At 30.8% G+C, this 1,030-nt stretch carries 1 pseudogene; it reads left to right on the top strand.

The annotated features are described in order from the left end of the window. A pseudogene (locus tag C568_RS35030) lies at positions 1-800 on the top strand (plasmid recombination protein); the annotation flags it as partial. Between the last annotated feature and the right edge of the window lie 230 nt (positions 801-1,030).

Genomic DNA, 1,030 nt, shown 5'->3' with positions numbered 1-1,030 from the left:
ATGCTGAAATGAAATCAACCGTTGAGAATCAAATATATGAAAAAGAAATGCAGTTAGAAGTTTTTGATCATCATATGAAACATGCTGAAGAAAAAGTAAATGAATTACAGATGGTGAAAACACATGTAGCCGATAAATACAAAGAGTTAGAAGCAGTGGAACAACAAGTAAAAAGTGAAAATGAAAAGTTACAGCTGATTGGTCAGCGATATATTGAGTTAGAAAAAAAGGTGAAACAACAGCAAATGGAATTGGATAGTGCTACGGATCAAGTATCAAATGAACCTGTTAAAGTTCCATTTTTGCGTAGAGAAGTAATAACAGAAGTACAAGATAAAATGTTTGGGAAAGCTGAAATCAAAAAGAAACAGACAAGAAATTATGTATTATCACCGGAACAATATCAAGAATTTACAAAACAAGTGAATGCAGCCGTTACTATCAAAAAAGATTATGAGCGTTTGAGAGAAACAGATTTTGTGAAAGAGAATGAAAGTTTAAAAGTGCATGCAGAGGGGTGGATGGAAGAAAATCGAACATTGAAACGAGAAAAAAGTCAGTTACAGAAAGAAGTTGCTGTATTAAATAGAGAAATCAGCTCATTAAGAGCTTATATAAAGGGTTTACAGATGAATATAGGAGTTTTATATGTACAAACGAAAAAAGTTCTTAAAGAGCAATTTAAGGCGTTTAGAGGGATTGTTAAAAATGAATTGGATAGCAAGGGAATAGATAATCACTTTGAACGTGAACATAAAAGAGAAATGAATAGACATAGTGGATTGGACATAGATCGGTAAAAAATAAAGAAACTTTGTTTTTATCTTTAAGGTTATTGAAAACGTGATAGAATGAAAAAAAGAGTCATGCGGGAACATGACTCTTTTCATAGGGTATTCTACGAAAATACCTAAACTTCATTTATCTGATTATAGATTATCATAATTTGATTTATAATCAAATAGCAAAAAATAGGTGTTTTTGTTGATTCCCCTCAATTAAGGAGGAATTAACATATGACAAAAAAAAA

It is taken from the genome of Bacillus sp. 95MFCvi2.1, assembly GCF_000374965.1.
GTDB lineage: Bacteria > Bacillota > Bacilli > Bacillales > Bacillaceae_G > Bacillus_A > Bacillus_A pseudomycoides.
This window is presented reverse-complemented; position numbering and strand designations above follow the sequence as displayed.